Source organism: Acetobacter aceti (assembly GCF_002005445.1).
Lineage (GTDB): Bacteria > Pseudomonadota > Alphaproteobacteria > Acetobacterales > Acetobacteraceae > Acetobacter > Acetobacter aceti_B.
Genome location: NZ_CP014692.1, coordinates 2,561,261 through 2,581,375, shown reverse-complemented (window position 1 = coordinate 2,581,375; position 20,115 = coordinate 2,561,261). Strand labels below are relative to the sequence as shown.

Genomic DNA, 20,115 nt, shown 5'->3' with positions numbered 1-20,115 from the left:
ATGACCAATCGGGAAACAAAGGAACAGGTCAGTCGTGTCAGCATTTCGCTGCCGCCGGGCATCCTGCAGGAACTGGACGCCATGGTGGCGGAGAAAGGTTACGCCAGCCGTTCGCAGGCCATTCAGAACATCCTGCATCAGGAACTGATGGCCTCGCGCAATGACTGCGCGGATGAACTGATGGCCGGTGTCATCATTCTTTTCTACAATAACGCGGCGACCGGGCTTTCCCAGAAACTTGCCGAACTGCAATACGAAAATCTCGCCGAAGTCATCAGTTCCCTGCATGTCAATCTTGTGCGCCGCCAGACGCTCGAAGTTCTTCTCGTGCAGGGGAAGGTTGGCAAGCTTCAGGAAATTGCAGACCAGTTCATGACGCAGTCCGGTGTCATTTCCGGGAAGCTTCATCTTATCGCGTCGCTCATCCCTCCCGTCCATGAGAAGGGGCGGCCCCCTTCGCTCGATATAACGCCGTGCTGAACGGTATTTTTCGGCTTACTCCGTAAAAAAGGAGCCTTTCATGCAGATCGATCAACAGATGCCCGAGTGGTATCGCGCCCGCTACAACCAGCTCCGCGATCAGGCTCTTCTCGCCGAGAGCGGCGCACGTCCGACCTTTACTCCTATCGAGATGACCGAGAGCAGCGTTCTGCACCGTGAAACCATCCCGGGCGGGTGGTACTGGAGCACGCTCCTGCCGCGTGGGCAGGCTCTGAGACTGATAAACACGTCAGGCAATAATGGCGTTTCCGTCGGGCTGTGGAATGCGGATGATCTCAGCGAACGTTACAACGCTGGTGACACCATCAAGCTGCAATGGACGACCTGTCTGACAACGGGCCGGGTTCTGTTCTCGGATATGGGACGTGTTCTGACCTCCATCATCGGTGACTCCTGTGGTTTCAGCGACACGCTGGCAGGAGGGAGCACGCCGCAGAGCAATGCACGGAATTTCGGTAACGAGGGTCTGCGCAACACACGCAACAATCTGCGTCTGATCGCAGGTAAGCACGGTATGGCGCAGCACGACGTCACGTCCTGCATCACCTTCTTTTCGCATATCAGCACGCAGGCGGACGGCAGCTTCCGCTGGATTGATGGTGATATCCGGGCTGGTGACCATGTCGATCTGCGCGCGGAGATGAATCTCCTTGTAGCGGTCTCGAACTGTCCACATCCTCTGGCTCCCGAGAAGAGCTTTGCGCCCGGACCGATCGAGGCCGTGCGCTGGCAGGCTCCCGCCATCAAGCCGGATGATCTGTGCCGGACTTTCTGTGAAGAAGCCCGTCGCGGCTTCGAAAATACCGACCCTCTCTTTGTCTGATCCGGGAGTCCGATCCATGCCAGAATATGACATCAGCAAGGTCTTCTCGACCATCACTCTCGATCAGGTCGTCGCTGCCCGCGTTCCCTGGTCCGGCGTGGTCCGCAAGGGACAGGTCCTGCGTATCATCGATCTTGAAAGCCAGCAGGCTGTCGATGCGCTTTTCTACAACGCCCATGCCTATCACGAGCGTTACAGCGCACAGGATACGCTCGTCAATCAGGGAGCAGCCTATATCGGCAAGGGTGGTCGGCTGTTTTCCAATGAAGGCAATGTGCTCATGACCGTTGTGGAGGACACCTGCGGGCGTCATGACACTCTGGCAGGCGCATGCAGTTGTGAATCCAACACGGTGCGCTTCGGGCATGAGACGAAATACATGCATGCCTGTCGTGAAAACTTCCTTCTGGAAGTCGAAAAATACGGCATGAGCAAGCGGGATATCGTCAACAACGTCAACTTCTTCATGAATGTTCCCATCATGCAGAATGGCGAACTGGTGATTGATGACGGCCTGTCCGCGCCCGGCGGTTTTGTCGATCTGCGCGCCGAGATGGACACGCTTGTCGTGGTGTCGAACTGCCCGCAGGTCAATAATCCATGCAATGGCTTCACACCCACGCCCATTCGCGTGGTCATCGGTGATCCCGTCTCCATCTGATCCATCGGAAGTCCAGTCATGTTCAGTAAGGTTCTCATCGCCAATCGTGGAGAAATTGTCCGGCGTGTCAGCCGTACGCTCCGGCACATGAATATCGCGTCCGTCGCCGTGTGTTCGGAAGCGGACCGCTTTACGCCTCCCGTTCTGGAGGCGGATGAGGCCGTGCTGATCGGCCCGGCGGCGGTGACAGACAGCTATCTGAACATGGATGCGATTCTGGACGCCTGCGCCAGAACAGGGGTGCAGGCTGTTCACCCAGGTTATGGTTTTCTCAGTGAACGGGCCGAGTTTGCTGAAAAGCTGGCTGAACGAGGCATCCGTTTCATGGGGCCGCGTCCGGAGCATATGCGGGCGTTCGGCCTCAAACATACCGCACGCGATCTGGCCAAACAGAACAATGTGCCGCTGCTGCCGGGGTCCGATATTCTCGGCACAGCCGATGAGGCCGCGGTCGAGGCTCAGCGCATCGGCTATCCGGTCATGCTCAAGAGTACTGCTGGCGGTGGCGGCATCGGCATGCAGGTCTGTCACAACGAAGCCGAACTGCGTGACTGTTTTGCCGCAGTGTCCCGCATGGGCGGCAACAACTTTGGTGACGCCCGCGTCTTTCTTGAAAAATTCATTGCCTTCGCCCGTCATGTCGAAGTGCAGATCTTTGGTGATGGCAAAGGCAACATTCTCACACTGGGCGAACGGGACTGCTCTCTTCAGCGCCGCAACCAGAAAGTAATCGAAGAAACACCTGCCCCCGGCCTGTCGGAGACGACACGCAAGGGATTGCGTGAAGCCGCCCGCGCCCTGTGTTCCGCAGTCGCGTATGAATCTGCGGGAACGGTAGAGTTCATCTACGACACCGAAAGCGGCGAGTTCTATTTCCTTGAGGTGAACACACGCCTTCAGGTCGAGCACTGTGTCACCGAGGAAGTGTTCGGAATCGATCTTGTTGAGTGGATGGTGCGTCAGGCGGATGGCAGTCTGGTCCTGCCATCACAGGATAGTCTGATCCCGCAGGGCGCAGCCGTGGAAGCTCGCGTGTATGCCGAGAACCCGGCGGAAAATTTCCGTCCTTCAACGGGTCGTCTGACCGAAGTGCAGTTCCCGGCCAATGTGCGCGTGGATGGATGGATCGAGACCGGCACGGAAGTGACACCCTATTACGATCCGATGCTGGCCAAGGTCATCGCACGGGGCGCCACGCGGGAAGAAGCCTTTCATAACCTCAATGAAGCACTGACAGCGACACGCATCGGCGGTCTGGAAAGCAATCTCGATTATCTGCGCGCCATCACCGCAGCGCCTGCGGTTCTGGCCGGAGAGGTTTTTACCGGCCTGCTCAACAGTTTTGCTTATACACCCACCACAATCGAGGTCATCGCGCCGGGTCTTCAGTCCACTGTGCAGGACTGGCCGGGACGGATCGGTTACTGGGACGTGGGTGTGCCCCCCAATGGCCCGATGGACGATCGCAGCTTCCGGCTCGCCAATCGCATTGTCGGCAATGCGGAAGGTGTGGCGGCTCTGGAATTCACGGTTTCCGGTCCGGTCCTTCGTTTCAATGCGCCTGCTACCATCGGCCTTGCCGGGGCGTTCATGCCCGCGACACTGGATGGCAAGGAAATCCCTTACTGGGAGCCGATCGAGGTGCAGGCCGGGCAGGTTCTGTCGCTGGGGCAGATCAAGGGGACAGGGCATCGCACCTACCTCGCCATTCGTGGCGGCATTGATGCGCCGCTTTATCTCGGATCGCGCTCGACCTTCATGCTCGGTCAGTTCGGTGGTCATGCGACCGGACAGTTGCGTACCGGCGATGTTCTGAGACTTGCTGCGCCGCTGGCGGATGCGCCTCCGACCATCACGATTCCTGTCGAAGACCGTCCGGCGTTGACGCGGACATGGGAACTGGGCGTTCTGTATGGCCCGCATGGCGCACCGGATTTCTTCCGTGACGAGGATATCGCCGAGCTGTTTTCCAGCGAATATGAGGTTCACTTCAACAGCGCCCGTACGGGCGTGCGCCTGATCGGACCGAAGCCGCGCTGGGCGCGCACGGACGGTGGCGAGGCGGGACTGCATCCTTCCAACATTCACGATAATGCCTACGCCATCGGCGCCATTGATTTTACCGGCGACATGCCGATCCTGCTGGGGCCTGATGGCCCGAGCCTGGGCGGTTTTGTCTGTCCGGCCGTGCTTACCCGCGATGAGCTGTGGAAAATGGGCCAGCTTCATCCGGGCGACACGGTACGCTTTCGTCGCGTGCAGCCTGAGCCGCTGAATCTGCCATTCCTGAGCGCCCCAGTGACAAGCGACAGTCCCATCCTGTTCCGTTCGGAAGGTGAAATTCCGGTCGTGTATCGTCGTGCGGGCGACAGTTATCTGCTGCTCGAATTCGGTCCTCCTGAACTGGATGTGACGCTGCGTCTGCGTGCCCAGCTTGTGCTGGAGCGCCTGAAAACCGAAGCTGTGAACGGCATCATTGACCTTACCCCCGGCATCCGGTCGCTTCAGGTTCATTACAATCCCGATGTCATCAGTCTTTCCGCACTTCTGGAAATCCTGCACGGCATCGAGCAGGCGCTCCCATCAGGCGACGACGATATCGTGGTGCCCAGCCGTATCGTGCATCTCCCCGTCTCATGGGATGACGAGCAGGCGCAACTGGCCATGCAGCGTTATCAGGAGCTTGTGCGTCCCAACGCGCCATGGTGCCCGTCCAATATCGAGTTCATCCGCCGCATCAACGGACTGCCTTCCATTGACGCAGTCAAAGACATTATCTTTGACGCCTCCTATCTCGTTCTGGGTTTGGGCGATGTCTATCTCGGCGCGCCTGTCGCCACCCCGATTGACCCGCGTCACCGACTGGTGACGACCAAATACAATCCGGCCCGCACATGGACGCCTGACAATGTGGTGGGCATTGGCGGCAGCTATATGTGCATCTACGGCATGGAAGGGCCGGGCGGTTATCAGCTTTTCGGCCGTACCACGCAGGTCTGGAATACATGGCGCACAACGGATGTGTTCCATGAAGGTAAGCCATGGCTTCTCAGGTTTTTCGATCAGATCCGTTTCTATCCCGTCTCGCACGACGAGTTGATGGAGGCGCGTGCCGCTTTTCCGTATGGCCGCTTCTCCGTGAAAATCGAGGAAACGCAGTTCAGTCTGCGGGACTATCGTGCTTTTCTTGAGGCGAACAAGGACGAGATCGAAGCTGCCCGGAGCCGGCAGCAGGCCGCCTTTGAGGCCGAGCGACAGGACTGGATTTCGAAAGGTCTTGACACGTTCGAGGAAGAAACGAACGATAATCAGGCTGATGAGTCCCTTCTTCCCGAAGGTCATATGGGTGTGGACAGCCCGGTGCCCGGCAGCGTGTGGCAGCTTCCCGTCAATGTGGGCGACCCTGTGAAAGTGGGAGACACTGTCGCCATCATTGAATCCATGAAGACCGAGATGAAAATCGTCTCGCCTGCAACCGGCGTGATCATGGATATTCTCTGCCGCAAGGGGCGGGAAGTGCGTGGCGGCGAACGCATCATGGTTGTGCGCACAGACTGACTTTCACGAACAATCCGACGCTGACAGAACAGGAAAACATCATGACCCTCCCGAACATGTTGCAGATAACATCCCTGCTTTCCGCCTGTCGCGCCGGAACGCTGACACCCACAGACATCGTGCGGGAAGTTTCTGCGCGCATTGAGGCCTACGCGGCCAAGGACCCGGCAGTCTGGATCTGTCGCGTGCCAATGGAGCGGCTTCTGGCTCGTGCGGCTGAACTGGAAAAGCTGCCCGCGGCTGATCTGCCGCTTTACGGTGTTCCGTTTGCGGTAAAGGATAATATTGATGTCGCCGGTCTGCCGACGACAGCGGCCTGTCCTGCTTTTGCCTATGAACCGACTGAAAGCGCTGAAGTGATCAAGCGGCTGGAAGCAGCCGGAGCCATTGTCATCGGCAAGACCAATCTTGATCAGTTCGCCACAGGACTTGTCGGGATGCGCTCGCCCTATGGCCAGCCGCACTGTGTGTTCAACGCGGACTATGTTTCGGGTGGTTCAAGCTCCGGCTCTGCTGTGGCCGTGGCGGCCGGACTTGTATCATTTTCACTCGGAACGGATACGGCGGGATCAGGCCGCGTTCCTGCTGCATTCAACAACATCGTCGGTCTCAAGCCGTCGAGAGGCGTTCTCAGCACCTATGGTCTTGTTCCGGCATGTGAATCTCTAGACTGCATCTCTGTTTTTGCAGGATCGACATCTGATGCATGGGAAGTTGAGCGGATAGCCGGCGCTGCGGATGCGCGTGCTCCTTTCTCGCGGTCCCTCTCGCCACGTTCGCTGCCGCTTGCAACATTCCGCTTCGCTGTTCTGTCGGCAGAAGATCGCTTTTTTGATGGTAACGAAGCCAACGCCGCGCTTTATGAGCAGGCCATAAAGCGCCTTGAGCAGCTTGGAGGCGCGCCTGTCGAGCTGGATTTTGCACCTCTGAAGGAAACGGCGGCGCTACTCTATAGCGGTCCCTTCGTGGTGGAGCGTCTGGCTGCGATAAAGGATTTTTATAATTCCAATCGCACGGATATGGACCCGACTGTTGGAACTATCCTTGATGGAGCTGCAAACTATACAGCGACAGATGTGTTCGACGGCATCTATCGCCAGCATGCGTTACAGCAGATTGCACAGCGGATGTGGGATAAGTTCGATGTCATGCTCCTGCCGACCGCGCCCCGTATCGTCACGAAACAGGAAGTTGTCGAACAGCCCATCGCAGCCAACAGCCTGCTTGGCGCGTACACCAATTTCGTGAATCTGCTGGATATGGCGGCGTGTGCCGTGCCTGCCGGTTTTGCGCCCGACGGCCTGCCCTTTGGTGTGACGTTCGTCTCACCAGCCTTTACTGATGAGGATCTGGCCGCTCTGGCCGGACGTTTTCATGAGGCTCTGGGCGAAGGTATCGGCGTTGCGCGCAATGAGAAGCCCGAGGCTGCGACAGGGCAGGATGCCTCATCCTCTGGACGCGTGCTTCTGGCTGTCGTCGGGGCGCATCTGAAAGGTTTCCCATTGCACTGGCAGCTTGAAAAGGAGCAGGCCGTTCTGCGGGAGACAACGCTGACGGCATCCGATTACAGGCTGTTTGCGCTGCCTGATGCGACACCGCCAAAGCCGGGTCTTGTGCGTGAGCGAGGCTTTGCAGGCGCTGGACTCGAAGTCGAAGTGTATGAACTGGATGCGGCAGGTTTCGGGCGGTTTGTCGCTTCCGTTCCGCAGCCGATGTCTATCGGGCGCATCACGCTTGCGAACGGTAAGGAAGTCTGTGGTTTCCTTTGTAGCGAAGCTGTTGCCCGTAGCGGCACGGACATTACTGCGACTGGCGGCTGGCGTTCCTACATGCAGAAGAAGTGAAAAATACTGTCATTCCGGCAGGGCAGGGACATTGCGCTCTGTCTTCCTGAAGGTGGTTGAAGGGGGCAGCGCCGGGATTAACGGGCTGCCTCTTTTCGTTTTTACTGATGATGAAATAATGGCTTTTATAGAAGAAGGGGAGGAAAGGACTCTCCAGCCCCGCGGTTTTGACTGACGGTTTTACGCACCGCACCAACTTCCATCATGTCTGATGTCGGTTTCCCTGATCCTTAAACAATTCCAGCCTCAGGAAAACGGAAGCTGCGCCTCTGAAAGTCCTTGTTACGATACCAGAACAGAGATGTTAGCTTCTGCATACAGTCAGAATTCGTTAGTTGGCTGACAGGGTTTTACTGCGGAGAGACATCGAAGCCATGACCTTTTCACTCGTTGCGCGCTGTTCCCGTACCGGCCAGTTCGCCGTCGCCGTGTCGTCATCCTCGCCTGCCGTGGCTGCCCGCTGCGCTTTCGCCCGAGCCGGTGTAGGGGCGGTCACCACGCAGAACGTGACAGATCCACGCCTTGGCCCGTGGGCGCTCGATCTCATGCAGGCCGGTGCGTCAGCCGGGGAGGCTCGTGACATTATCGCCCGCACCTGCACGTTTGCGTCCTATCGCCAGATGACCCTGATCGATCGCGAAGGCCGCACCGCTCTGTGGTCGGGTGAGAAATCCCTTGGAATCAATGCACAGGCCGAAGGGATGAACGTGGTGTCTGCCGGCAATCTTCTTGCCTCGGCGGAAGTGCCGGAAACCATCGTGCGCAGCTTCGAGCAGTCCGGCTCAGGTCTGGAACTCGGACAGCGTGTGGTGCTGGCCATGCAGGCAGGGCTGCATGCGGGCGGAGAAGCCGGTCCCGTGCGCTCCGCCGGGATGCTGGTGGTTGATCGGGAAGCATGGCCTCTAGCCGATCTGCGGGTGGATTGGGAGGATGACCCGATTGGACGTCTGGCAACATTGTGGTCCGTGTGGAAACCGCAGATGCATGATTACGTCACACGTTGTCTCAACCCGGAAGCCGCTCCGTCTTACGGCGTTCCCGGCGACGAATAAGCTCTTCGCCGACTGAGGCGCATTCCGGCAGAAGCGACTGTCATTCACATCTATTGGTTTCGATATCAAATCATTATGCCGCATTCGGCTGCGGTCATGAATCAAGGAGACAGCCATGTCTGTCGAGAAAACCGAAGTCCTTGTGGTAGGAGCCGGTCAGGCCGGTATCGCCATGAGCGAACATCTGCGCAGCTACGGCATCCCGCATATCGTGCTGGAGCGGAACCGGGTGGCTGAACGCTGGCGCAGCTGTCGCTGGGATTCTCTCGTCGCGAATGGACCGGCATGGCACGACCGCTTTCCGGGTCTCGACTTTTCTGAAGATGGTCCGGACGATTTTGTTCCCAAGGAAAGGGTGGCCGACTATCTCGCGGCTTACGCACAGAAGATCGAGGCTCCCGTCCGTTGTGGCGTGGAAGTCAGAGATGTGCGCCGTAAGCAGGGAGAGACCGGCTTTCATATCGAGACCTCAGAAGGCGCGATCGAAGCCGAATCTGTCGTTGCAGCAACCGGCCCTTTCCAGATTCCGGTCATTCCGCCAGTGGTGCCGGAGAGTGAGGGGCTGACCCAGATTCACTCGTCCACTTATCGCAACCCGGACCAGATTCCCGAAGGTGCGGTGCTTGTCATCGGAGCAGGTTCTTCCGGTGTGCAGATTGCCGAGGAGCTGATGCGCAGCGGTCGAAAGGTTTATCTTTCCGTGGGTCCGCATGACCGTCCACCTCGCAGCTATCGGGGTCGCGATTTTGTGTGGTGGCTGGGTGTTCTCAACAAATGGGATGCCGAAGCGACACCGGGTGTGGAACATACGACGATTGCCGTCAGTGGCGCTAATGGTGGTCACACCGTTGATTTCCGACGCTTTGCCTCAGAAGGCATGACACTGCTTGGGCGCACCGAAAATTTCTCGGACGGCAAACTGACATTCGCTCCTGACCTTGCTGAAAACATTGCGAAAGGGGATGCCAACTATCTGTCCCTTCTCGGGGAGGCGGATGCTTATGTCACCCGCAACGGTCTGGACCTGCCGGAAGAACCGTCCGCGCGCGATTTTCTCCCTGAGCCGGAATGCGTGAAGCATCCCCAGCTTGAGTTGGATCTGAAAAAAGCCGGGATCACCACAATCATCTGGGCGACCGGATTCGGTGTGGATTACAGCTGGCTGAAAGTGGAGGCGCTGGACGAGAACGGTCGTCCCCATCATCAGCGCGGTGTGTCCTCTGAACCGGGCATCTATTTTCTGGGTCTGCCCTGGCAGACACGCCGTGGCTCGTCCTTCATCTGGGGTGTGTGGCATGACGCGAAATATGTTGCGGATCATATCGCCAAGCAGCGTAGCTACATGGCCTATCGTCCGGAACACGGAGAAGCATGATGAAAAATCATTCATGTGAAATGGAATGTGCCGATACCCTGCTGTCAGAAATATCTGTCAGACTGAGTGCTGGAGTGTCCTGATCGTCTCTTTCCGATCCCGAACGGTGCGCTTGTGGGCAGCTTTAAGAAGGCTACTGCGATGAAAGCCGTTCGGTAGCGGGTGCATCAGATTAACCGAGGCAAAACGTCAGAAATAACTTCTTTTTCTGAAAGTCAAAATCGTTCCACACTCGCAACAGGATCATGCGGGAAGCAAGCTGAAAACCCGCCAGTGTTTCCGGCGCCAAACCGTCCCCGTTCGCGCAGGACCATCCGCAGCGGTGCATGACAGGCCGCTATCGAGCCGCACCAGCCCTTACAGGGAGATAAAGACCATGGCCCATATCCGTCTTCGCCCCTTCAATACGAAGGACACCTACCCCGAGCAGGCGCTCGACAACGATCTCTGCCAGGCCGTCATCACGCGCAACACGATCTATCTGCGCGGGCAGGTGCCGCAGGATCTCGACACGCGCGAGAATGTCGGCGTGGGCGACCCGATCGCGCAGGCCGAGAAGGTAATGGACAACATCGAACTGCTGATGACCGAAGCAGGTGGCAAGCTGACCGATATCTGCAAGGTTACCGTCTATCTCACGGATATTCGTCATCGCGAGGCGACCTATCGTGTGCTGGGCCGTCGCCTCAAGGGCGTCTTTCCGGTGTTCACCGGCCTTGTGGTCGTGGCCCTCGCCCGTCCGGAATGGCTGATCGAGGTCGATGTGATCGCCGAACGGGAATGATCTGATAACAAACCCCGTCAGGCCATAGGCGTCGGCGGGGTTTTTCTGGCTCTCAATATTACGATTTCGACACAAAATTCCCACGGACACACGCCTGATGCCAGAGGAAGGAACCGCCCCCATGACAGACGCTGCGACGGCACGAGGCCCAGAGGCCCATACTATTTACCAGATCCCGCTCGACCAGCGGCACGGACGCCCGCGCGATCTGTTCACAGTGTGGTTCGGCTCCAACATCATGATGCTGACCATCATCACGGGTGCGCTGGCGACCACGGTGTTCGGCCTGCCGTTCTGGCCCGCTCTGCTTTCGGCGGTGCTGGGCAACATGATCGGTGGTCTGTTCATGGCGCTTCACGCCGCGCAGGGACCGCAGCTCGGCGTGCCGCAGATGGTGCAGACGCGCGGCCAGTTCGGTTCCATGGGAGCGATGGCGGTCATCTGTCTGGTGGTTGTGATGTATGTCGGCTTCTTCGCCTCCAACCTCGTGCTGGGTGGTGAGTCCCTGCATACGGTGGTGACGTTCCTTCCGGAAAAGGCCTGCGTCATCCTGCTTGGCCTCGTCAGTCTCGTCGCGACGATCTACGGCCATGACCTGATTCACGCCTATACCCGACTGATGACGGTGGTGTCCGGCATCGCTCTGGCGCTGTGTTTCGTGTGGATACTCTGTGTGAACGGCGTTTCGTCCGCAACGCTGTCGCATGGCACGTTCACCATGTCAGGCTTCCTCGGCGGCCTGTCCACGGCGGCGCTCTGGCAGATCGCCTACGCGCCCTACGTTTCGGACTATTCGCGTTATCTGCCGCCCGGCACCGGAAGCCGTCAGGCGTTCATGGCGAGTTACTGGGGCTGCGTGCTGGGCTCGGTTTTCCCGATGATCCTCGGTGGCCTGCTCGGCGTGATCGCGGGAGGCGGCGATGTGGTGGCGACGCTGACCACTCAGGTCGGTCCGCTGGCGCTGTTCATCGTACCCGTACTGTCGCTGGGCATCGCGTCCACCAACGCGATGAACCTCTATTGCGGCGCGCTTTCCGCCATCACGGTCGTGCAGACCATCATTCCTTCATGGAAAGCGACACATGTCGGACGTGCGGGCACAGCCATCGTTCTGGCCAGCCTCTCACTGCTGATCGCCCTCGGCGCAGAAGCGAACTTCATGGAAGAATACACCAACTTCATTCTGCTACTGCTCTATGTGATGGTTCCCTGGACCGCCATCAATCTGGCCGATTTCTATCTGATCCGGCATGGCGAGTATGACGTTCCTTCCTTCTTCCGCGCCGATGGCGGCATCTATGGCCGCTACTGCTGGCCCGCTCTGATCGCCTACGTCTTCGGCATTCTGATCCAGATTCCCTTCGTCTCGAACGGTCTCTACACCGGGCCTGTCGCGAACATGCTTGGTGGCGCCGATATTTCCTGGATCGTGGGGCTGGTTGTCGTGACGGTGTTCTATGTCTGGATGATGCGCAACGAACGTCACACCCAGCCTGTCATGAGTGGAGCTGACTGATGACCGCACAGAACGATTTCCCAACAGACTACGACTTCATTGTTGTGGGCGGCGGCGCGGCGGGCTGTGTGCTCGCCAACCGGCTGAGCGCGCGCGGCACTCTGCGTGTGGCGCTGCTGGAAGCGGGTGGTCCCGACAGCACGCCGCGCATCCATGTCCCAGCCGGCACTATCTCGCTCTACAAAAGTCGAAAATATACCTACCAGTATTACTCAACGCCGCAGACGCATCTCGACAACCGTCGCGTCCATGTGCCGCGTGGCCGGATGCTGGGCGGCTCTTCCTCGATGAACAGCATGATCTACATCCGTGGCGCGCGCACGGATTATGACGGCTGGGAGGCTATGGGCTGCACCGGCTGGGGCTATGACTCCGTGCTGAAATATTTCATGCGCGAGGAAGATAACCGTCTGCACCAAGACCCGCATTTTCACGGCACGGGCGGTGAACTGATGGTGGATCAGCCACGTGATCCGCTCGACGTGTCGCGCCTGTTCATCAGGGCCGCAGAAGAAGTGGGACTGAAGGAAAACACCGACTTCAACGGAGCCCGGCTTGAGGGCGTCGGCATCTATGACGTCACACAGAAAGATGGAAAACGACTTAGCGCCTACCGCGCTTTTGTCGCTCCGGTGCGGTCACGTCCGAACCTGCATGTGCTGACAGGATGTCGTGTGGCTTCTCTCGTGACCGACGGGCGGGAGGTACAGGGCGTCACCATAGAACGCAATGGTCAGTTCCACGTCCTGCGGGCGCACAGGGAAACCATCCTTTCGGCTGGCGCCATCGGTTCGCCGCATCTCCTCATGTCGTCAGGCATTGGTCGTGCGAAGGAACTGCTGCAATCCGGTGTCCCTGTGGTGAGCGATCTGCCGGAAGTGGGCCGCAATCTTCAGGACCATATCGACGGGCTGGTGACCATCCGCTCGGACTCAGCCAGCACTCTTGGGTTCTCGCGATCCTCCCTCGGCTCCGTGCTGCCAGCTCCCTTGCGGTTTCTGCTGCGTGGCAAAGGCTGGTTGACAACGAACTACGTGGAGGCCGGAGGTTTCGCCTCTACCCGTTACGCCGAAGGTGTGCCGGATGTGCAGTTCCATTTCGTGCCGGGGTATCGCAGCCATCGGGGACGCCTGTTCGAGTGGGGACACGGTTTTGCGCTGCACACCTGCGTGTTGCGCCCCAAAAGCCGGGGCAGCATCCGCCTGGCTCAGGATGGCAGCCGTAACCCCGAGATCGACTTCAATTTCCTCTCTGATGAACGCGATGCGCTCGTATTGCTGGAAGGGGTGAAGCTTGCCCGCCGCATCCTTCGGGCGTCGTCGTTCGATGCCATTCGGGGCAAGGAAATGGCTCCCACCGCCGATCTCGAAACAGATACTCAATTGATGGAGTATCTCCGTGCCTCCGCCAGCACCGTGTTTCATCCTTCCGGCACCTGTCGCATGGGATCGGATGCGGACAGTGTGGTCACACCAGAACTAAAGGTGCGCGGGCTGAAAGGGCTGCGTGTGGCCGATACCTCCATCATGCCGACACTCGTCAGCGGTAACACCAATGCGCCGACGATGATGATCGGTGACAAGGCCTCTGACATGATCCTCTCGGAGCTCTGACATGACCAGTCCGTATGAGCTGTCCGTCCGTGCGATTCTGGAACGTCTGATTGCGTTTCCCACTGTATGTCGCACGAAAAATGTGGAGCTGATCGACTGGGTGGAAGCATTCCTGCAAGGTCTCGGCGCACGGTGTCACCGCGTGCCGGGCAGGGAAGACGGGCGTTTCAATCTGTTCGCCAGCATCGGACCGGATACGCCGGACGGTATCGTGCTGTCGGCCCATAGCGATGTGGTGCCGGTGGAGGGACAGCCGTGGACGACTGATCCCTTTGTCCTGACCGAACGGGATGGAAAGCTTTACGGACGTGGCAGCAGCGACATGAAGGGATTTCTAGCCTGTATGCTTGTGGCGGCGCGGTATGCTGCCAGTCAATCCGGACTGAGCGCCCCCTTGCATCTGGCCATCTCCTATGACGAGGAAATTGGGTGTGTGGGTGTGCATTCGATGCTGCACGATCTGGCCGCCCGTGGTTTTCAGGCGCGTGGCTGCGTTATTGGAGAGCCGACAGGTCTACGCGCTGTTTCGGGCCACAAGGGCAAGCTTGCCGCGCGCATTGTCTGTCATGGGCTGGCTGCGCATTCAGCCAATCCCTCTCGGGGCTGCAACGCCATCGGTCTGGCGACGGAGATGGTGAAAGCCATTGAATCCTTGCAGGAGGAACTGAAAGAGACTGGCGTTCAGGATGCGCAGTATGAAGTGCCTTACAGCACTCTACAGGTCGGCCTGATCAGGGGCGGCGTGGCGCTCAACATCGTGCCGGATCAGTGCGAGGTCCAGTTTGAGATGCGTCTGCTGCCCGGCGTTGATCCGCAGCCTCTGCTTGACCGGTTGCGTGCGGTGGCGGACCGTCTGTGTGCGGAACGACGACATGCCCGTATCGAGATCGAGACGCTGAACACCTATCCCGGTCTGCATACATCTGACAGCGCTTCGTTTTTGCACGAGATCATGCGAATTACAGGTGATAACGCCCCCTCACGCATCGGTTTTGGAACGGAAGGTGGCCTGTTCAGGGAATATCTGGGGATGCCGGTTGTTGTCTGCGGTCCCGGTTCGATTGATCGCGCTCACAAGGCGGATGAGTTCATTCTGCCGGAAGAGTTGCAGGATGGCGTGCGATTTGTGGAGCAGGTTGCGGATATGCTGTCTCGTTCCTGAAAGATCATTTCAGAGCGAGTGGAAAAACTGATGCCCATAATTCGGCATGCGTGGCAGCTCCATCTGTACGTATATGCATGTCGATTATGCATGTCGATTGTGAAGGGTCATGCGTATGAAGCCACATCAGGTCTCGCAAAAAATTCAGGGGTCCATATTTAACAGTCTGTGCACGCGCTGTGTTTCCATCGCCAGAATATCCAGCAATTTACGGGCTTCGAATCTGAGCGGAGTCCAGACAGGATCATTCATTGTTTTTAGATGATTTTCCCGAGTGTTTGTCGCATTTATAATTTCATCTGGGATATTTTCGATGTTTTGAAGAAGCGTTTTTATCAAGTATTTCTGATCTGATGTGAGATATTTTTCTCCTGTAGAAAGAGTGTTATATCCATCAATCAGGGAGTCATTTTTCAGTTCCCATGCTACATTGTAATATTGTAGTATTCTGCACTGCTCGATTGCATCTTGTGCTAGCGTGTCCAGACAGTAGACGAAAAGCAGATATCGATTTGCGTAAGCGCCTTCTTCTTCGGATATCGTCATAAACTTACCTTGCAATCGAAGCTGTGTTTGATGGAGGTTTATACTGACATGAAATTAATATTCATTATGATTTATTTATAGAAAATGGATTAAATTTATAGGATATCATGGCGAAAAATTTGAAAGATGAAAGTCTTTAGCATTTGAAAGATTCATTTTTCTGCGATTTCTGGTAAAGTCCATGCGTCAGGACAGCGGACTTTACCGCCATATCCGAGGAGCTGCCAAGAGTGAAGTTCTCCCTGCGACAGATCGAATATTTCGTCGCTACGGCTGAAACCGGGTCCATCGTGCAGGCCTCGCGCCAGATTCCTATCTCACAGCCTGCCATCTCGGCGGCGATCGCGCATCTGGAAAGCGTGTTCGGCGTGTCGCTTTTCATTCGTCATCACGCGCAGGGATTATCGCTGACACCGGAAGGGCGCATGGTGTTGCAGGAAGCACGCGGACTTCTCTCTCAGGCGGAGGAACTGGGCAGTTCACTCAACGGTATGTTGGGACGGGTGCAGGGTGAGGTCATCGTCGGCTGTATGACCACGCTCTTTCCTCTGCTGGCTCCTGATCTGATCCAGAATTTTTCTGCAATCTATCCGGAAGCCCGTCTGCGTGTCATTGCCGGCCATCACGAAGAACTGACCGAGAAACTGCGGGATGGCGAGGTCTCGGTCATGATCGGCTATAATATGCCCGTGCCGCAGGAGATCAGCTTTCAGCCGCTTTCAGCTCTTCCGCCTTATGTATTCACCTCAGTCGATCATCCTCTCGCAAGGCTCGATCATGTTCGACTGGAAGATCTTGTGGATGAGCCTTTTCTCCTGCTCGACCTGCCTTTCTCACGTGACTACTTCCTCCAGCTCTTCTCTTCAGCGGGTGTGACTCCCCGTATCGCGGGTCATTACCCCAGCATGGACGTGATTCGTAGTCTGGCGGCGCGGGGTGTGGGTTTCGGGCTGGGAAACGCTCGTCCGCGTAATCAGAACGCGCTTGACGGTAAACCACTGGCTTATCTGGGACTGGAAGATGAGTGCGCCCCGCTCATCTACGGGCTTTTTACCGTCACCGGTCAACGAATCCCTCTGAGGGTTTCAGCGTTTCTCGATATGTGCATTGAGACTCTTTCCAACCGGAATCTGCCTGGCACAATCTGAAACTCTCAATCATCAAAGCAGGATCATCAGCAATCATCAGCAATCATCACAATGGCTGAAGATCAGTCATCGTGTAACGTCTGTTTTCCAGCCGTGGGAGAGGAGACCGAAAGGAAACCTCTCACGAAACGATCTTTGAAAACATACGGCACCCCCGCGGAGTATTTGGTAACCGATTCAGAACTGGATCATCTGATCAAGAAATGCCCGGGCGCGCTCCGTGCGTGGCGCCGTGAAAAATTCCTGTGGAGGCGCAACTTCGAGAATGCTGCCTTTGTCCATGAACACGATACGATCTGCAATGCGGCGGGCAAAACCCATTTCATGAGTTACGCAGATCGTCGTGATCTGCTGAGCCGCAAGATCTTCCATGATGGCGACAACCCCGGAGATGGCTTCCGGGTCGAGAGCGGCGGTCGGTTCATCAAAGAGAATGATCTCGGGGTTCATGCTCAGCGCGCGGGCGATAGCGACACGCTGCTGCTGACCGCCGGAAAGCTGGATCGGATACTTCCCCGCCTGCTCGCCAATACCTACCTGCGCCAGATAACGTCGCGCCTCTTCTTCTGCCTGCTCTCGTGGAGTGCTCCGCACCAGACGCGGTGCAAGCGTGCAGTTATCGAGAACAGTCAGGTGAGGAAAGAGATTATAGCTCTGGAACACCATTCCTACACGACCACGCAGCGTGGCGAGATCCGTCCTGTCGTCGATGATCTGTCCGTCGATCATCAGTGTGCCGCTGTCATGAGGTTCAATGCGGTTGAAACAGCGGATGAAAGTCGATTTTCCCGAACCTGAAGGTCCAAGAACGACAATTTTCTCACCTTTGTCGATGTCGAGACTCAGGCGGTCAAGCGCAAGAAACTCTCCATAAAACTTGTTGAGATTACGGATGGAGATCCGGATATCCGGGTTCGGTGGGGTGTCACTGACCATGGTCGGTCACCTTGTTGCGGTCTGCCCAGGAGAAACGACGCTCAATCCGCTTCTGCAGGAAAAGGAAAAAGAACACCATCGCCAGATAATAGACGAGGGCCGCTGAATAATACTCCGTGAATTCGAACGTGCGCGCTACCTGAATCTGTGTCACGGCCAGCAGTTCCTGCAACGAGATGACCGAGGCGAGTGACGTCGTTTTCAGGAGGCTGATGAACTCGTTGATCGTTGGCGGAAGAGCGATGCGGAGTGCCTGCGGGAAGATGACATGGCGATAGATCTGGGAACGTTTCATCCCCAGAGCGTCGGCTGCGACCAACTGTCCCTGATCGACTGCCCGCAGGGCGGCGCGATTGATTTCCACCTGATAGGCGGATTCATTGATAGACAGGGAAAGCCACGTCGCCAGAAACGGTGTGAACCAGCTTTCCCGGAAGATCGGAAAGAACTGTGGCAGGGCGTTCCAGATGAACAGAAGCTGCAAAAGCGTCGGCGCTCCGCGAAAGACCGCGACGTAAGCGGAAAGCAGCATCCGCACGGGAGAGCGGGGACCGTTGAGTTTCAGGGCGACCGGAATGGAGATGACGATGGCGGTCATGTGAGACAGCACTGCAACAACCAGTGTCAGGGCGGCGCCTTTTACGAACGCCATGGATGTCAGGGCGGAGAAGAAGACTTCAGGATTGAATGATGATGGCGCGGCTTTCTCTGTAAACGCCTGTTCCTGTGCGTTGGAGATGTTCCATTTCCTGCTCAGATTTTCCAGAATCCCCTGTTGTTTCAGAGAGGCGACTGTTTGTGACAGGACTTCCTTGTTGTGAGGATCTTTTCTGATATAGGCGCCGAACTCCCGAAAGTCAGGATTGTCAGGTTTCAGGATGATCGTGACTTTCCCGCCCAGTTGTTTCTGGCGGTAATAAACTTCGACATCCTGGGTGATCAGCGCATGGGCGCGGCCAAGCAGAACCTGCTGCACGACCTGATCTTCTGCCGGATACTGCTGAAGGTTGATTGGCGCACGTCCCGATTGCACGAGCTTCTGATTGGTTTTTTCCACAAGGGTTGCATAGCTGGTGCCGGACTGCGCAGCGACGCTCAGACCGGAAAGATCGTCCAGCGATGTGATGCGTGGGGTGCCGGAGCGGGCAATGACCACAATGGATGAGTCCAGATAAGCCACGGCATCATAATTTTTTTCGCGACCTGCCTGCTTCATGACGCCGCTAAGCACCATGTCACATCGGCGCGATGACAGGCTGGGCAGCATGCCCTCAAAGTCCATTGTCAGAATGGTCGGTTCGGCATGCCATGTGCGGCCGAGTTCGCGAGCCAGATCAATGTCGAATCCTGCGACATCGCGCGTGTCCTGCCCATTCACGAAGATCATTGGAGGAAGTGTGGGATCTGTGCAGACAGTAAAATGGCCTGCTGCTGCAAAGGACGGTACGTCGGTATTCTGGGCGTGTCCGGCGGGAGCAAGCGCGCATACCGCCACAAACAGGGCCGCCGCGGCGATCAGGCGTGACGCCGACCGGTGTATGAAAGAATGGATTTTCACCGGCTGACCTCATTGAGAACGGAGCGGAAAGCAACCGTCATCGGTTCACTCTCCTGCGATGGACGGGCGAGGAGATAAAAGCTGTTGGTCAGAGAGAGGCCGCCAAACACAATCCGGCGCAGGTGACCTTCCTGCAGCAACGGCTCTGCAAACAGGTCCGGCAGAAAACCGATGTACACTCCGGAGAGAATCAGGAGTGTGCGGGAATCGATGTTGTCTGCTGCGGCAGAGAAGTTCATCTCGCTGCGCAGTTCATCCCAACGCGGGGAAGTGGTGGCGTCCGAGACTTCGATCATACGGGCTGCCGTCAGATCAGCTCGCGTAATTTCTTCGTCCGTCATGGAAAAAAAAGGATGGCGTTGTCCGCAATAGAGCGATGATGTTTCCTGAAACAGAGGCGTCGTCTGCATCTCCGGACGCTGATGGGGATAAAGTGTGATGCCCATTGTGGCGGAACCGTTGAGTACGGCAAACTCGACCTCGCGCGGTGTCGCCGAACGCACATCCAGATAAATGTCGGGGTAATGCAGGGTGAAACTTTCTATGGCCCTGACCAGAACGGTTTCACCATGAATCTGGATCGTATCGGGCAGATAAAGCCGGAAACGTCCAGATAGCGTGCCGCTGGCCTCGTTAAGGCGTTTCTGAAAGCTGTCGATATCATCGAACAGCTTTCTTGTGGCGTCCAGAACGCTTTCACCAGCCGGGGTCAGTGCAAACCCGCTCCGGCCACGATGGCAGAGTGTCGTATTCAGTCTTTTTTCAAGCGATGAAATGTCGATGCTGACAGCCGATTTGCTCTTGCCCAGCGCCATTTCTGCCGCAGCAAAGCCGCCATGTTCGGCGACGGCGGCGAACACCCTGAGAAGCCGCAGATCGACCTCTGCTATCCGGCCTTGAAAGCCCGTGGTGCGGTTGGGGAAACTGGACGACATGCGGCTCAGGTCGGCCTCCATAGATTGAATGGGCGCCATATCATTTCGAAACTTAAACAAATTTCGGGCTGTGCGGTCAACCGCTTTTGGGTAACATCACTTT

At 57.1% G+C, this 20,115-nt stretch carries 16 protein-coding genes; 12 read left to right on the top strand and 4 right to left on the bottom strand.

What is annotated here, in order from left to right; genetic code table 11:
• From A0U92_RS11565 to argE, 11 genes are all read left to right on the top strand, one after another.
• Positions 1-480, top strand: coding sequence for a CopG family ribbon-helix-helix protein (locus tag A0U92_RS11565; protein ID WP_077813363.1), 480 nt, complete (start codon positions 1-3; stop codon positions 478-480).
• Between the two features lie 40 nt (positions 481-520).
• Complete coding sequence (locus A0U92_RS11560; protein WP_077813362.1) at positions 521-1,324, top strand: urea amidolyase associated protein UAAP1; 804 nt, start codon at positions 521-523, stop codon at positions 1,322-1,324.
• A gap of 16 nt (positions 1,325-1,340) precedes the next feature.
• On the top strand, positions 1,341-1,985 hold the full coding sequence (locus A0U92_RS11555; RefSeq protein WP_077813361.1) for an urea amidolyase associated protein UAAP2: 645 nt from the start codon (positions 1,341-1,343) through the stop codon (positions 1,983-1,985).
• Positions 1,986-2,003: 18 nt separating this feature from the next.
• Complete coding sequence (gene uca, locus A0U92_RS11550) at positions 2,004-5,543, top strand: urea carboxylase (protein ID WP_077813360.1); 3,540 nt, start codon at positions 2,004-2,006, stop codon at positions 5,541-5,543.
• Positions 5,544-5,584: 41 nt separating this feature from the next.
• The gene (gene atzF / locus A0U92_RS11545) at positions 5,585-7,387 is read left to right on the top strand and encodes an allophanate hydrolase (protein ID WP_077813359.1); all 1,803 of its coding nucleotides are present in this window, start codon (positions 5,585-5,587) and stop codon (positions 7,385-7,387) included.
• 374 nt (positions 7,388-7,761) lie between these two features.
• Positions 7,762-8,439, top strand: coding sequence for a DUF1028 domain-containing protein (locus A0U92_RS11540; protein WP_077813358.1), 678 nt, complete (start codon positions 7,762-7,764; stop codon positions 8,437-8,439).
• A 115-nt stretch (positions 8,440-8,554) separates the two neighbouring features.
• The gene (locus A0U92_RS11535) at positions 8,555-9,814 is read left to right on the top strand and encodes a flavin-containing monooxygenase (protein WP_077813357.1); all 1,260 of its coding nucleotides are present in this window, start codon (positions 8,555-8,557) and stop codon (positions 9,812-9,814) included.
• A 376-nt stretch (positions 9,815-10,190) separates the two neighbouring features.
• Positions 10,191-10,598 (top strand): RidA family protein, encoded by a 408-nt coding sequence (locus tag A0U92_RS11530; protein ID WP_077813356.1) that lies wholly within the window; start codon positions 10,191-10,193, stop codon positions 10,596-10,598.
• Between the two features lie 121 nt (positions 10,599-10,719).
• Positions 10,720-12,114: a purine-cytosine permease family protein gene (locus tag A0U92_RS11525; protein WP_077813355.1), complete on the top strand. Its 1,395-nt coding sequence runs from the start codon at positions 10,720-10,722 to the stop codon at positions 12,112-12,114.
• A complete protein-coding gene (locus A0U92_RS11520) occupies positions 12,114-13,727 on the top strand; it encodes a GMC family oxidoreductase (RefSeq protein WP_077813354.1) in 1,614 nt (537 codons plus the stop codon). The genes A0U92_RS11525 and A0U92_RS11520 overlap by 1 nt, the downstream gene beginning before the upstream one ends.
• A gap of 1 nt (position 13,728) precedes the next feature.
• Positions 13,729-14,889, top strand: a complete 1,161-nt coding sequence (gene argE, locus A0U92_RS11515; RefSeq protein WP_077813353.1) for an acetylornithine deacetylase — start codon at positions 13,729-13,731, stop codon at positions 14,887-14,889.
• 144 nt (positions 14,890-15,033) lie between these two features.
• Here the strand turns inward: argE and A0U92_RS11510 are convergent, their stop codons facing one another.
• The gene (locus tag A0U92_RS11510; RefSeq protein ID WP_077813352.1) at positions 15,034-15,435 is read right to left on the bottom strand and encodes a hypothetical protein; all 402 of its coding nucleotides are present in this window, start codon (positions 15,433-15,435) and stop codon (positions 15,034-15,036) included.
• A gap of 230 nt (positions 15,436-15,665) precedes the next feature.
• Between A0U92_RS11510 and A0U92_RS11505 the strand changes: the two genes are divergently transcribed.
• A complete protein-coding gene (locus A0U92_RS11505; protein ID WP_077813351.1) occupies positions 15,666-16,583 on the top strand; it encodes a LysR family transcriptional regulator in 918 nt (305 codons plus the stop codon).
• A gap of 177 nt (positions 16,584-16,760) precedes the next feature.
• On the opposite strand, the gene A0U92_RS11500 is transcribed toward A0U92_RS11505, so the two are convergent.
• Genes A0U92_RS11500 through A0U92_RS11490 form a run of 3 tightly spaced genes read right to left on the bottom strand, consistent with a single transcriptional unit; the run spans position 16,761 to position 20,033 of the window.
• Positions 16,761-17,519, bottom strand: a complete 759-nt coding sequence (locus A0U92_RS11500; RefSeq protein WP_077813350.1) for an amino acid ABC transporter ATP-binding protein — start codon at positions 17,517-17,519, stop codon at positions 16,761-16,763.
• Complete coding sequence (locus A0U92_RS11495) at positions 17,509-19,077, bottom strand: ABC transporter substrate-binding protein/permease (protein ID WP_236748110.1); 1,569 nt, start codon at positions 19,075-19,077, stop codon at positions 17,509-17,511. The genes A0U92_RS11500 and A0U92_RS11495 overlap by 11 nt, the downstream gene beginning before the upstream one ends.
• Positions 19,074-20,033 carry a LysR family transcriptional regulator gene (locus A0U92_RS11490; RefSeq protein WP_077813349.1) on the bottom strand — a complete coding sequence of 320 codons (960 nt, stop codon included), beginning with the start codon at positions 20,031-20,033 and terminating at the stop codon, positions 19,074-19,076. Before A0U92_RS11490 ends, A0U92_RS11495 begins: the two co-directional genes overlap by 4 nt.
• Positions 20,034-20,115: the final 82 nt, after the last annotated feature.